This is a genomic window from Bacillus sp. 522_BSPC, assembly GCF_001076885.1.
Lineage (GTDB): Bacteria > Bacillota > Bacilli > Bacillales > Cytobacillaceae > Niallia > Niallia hominis.
The window spans coordinates 162-454 of sequence record NZ_JVDT01000177.1; the positions used below are offsets into that span (position 1 = coordinate 162).

General features: G+C 36.9%; 1 protein-coding gene. It reads left to right on the plus strand.

What is annotated here, in order from left to right:
• Positions 1-293 (plus strand): hypothetical protein (locus ADJ83_RS27005; protein WP_204375771.1); only part of this gene is annotated, 293 nt, incomplete at both ends.

A 293-nucleotide genomic window follows, 5' to 3' on the forward strand; every position in this document is an offset into this window, starting at 1 on the left:
GCAAGTAAAAGTGAGAAAGTTGCAAGTAAAAGTGAGAAAGTTGCAAGTAAAAGTGAGAAAGTTGCAAGTAAAGGTGGGGAAGTTGCAAGTAAAAGTGGGAAAGTTGCAAGTAAAAGTGAAGAAGTTGCAAGAAAAGTGGGAAAGTTGCAAGTAAAGGTGGGAAGCGCAAGTAAAGATGTGAAAGTCGCAAGTAAAAGTGAAGAAGTTGCAAGTAAAAGTGTAAAAGCTACAAGTAAAGGTGAAAAAGTCGCAAGTAAAAGTATAAAAGCTGCAAATAAAGGTGTTAAGCGCAA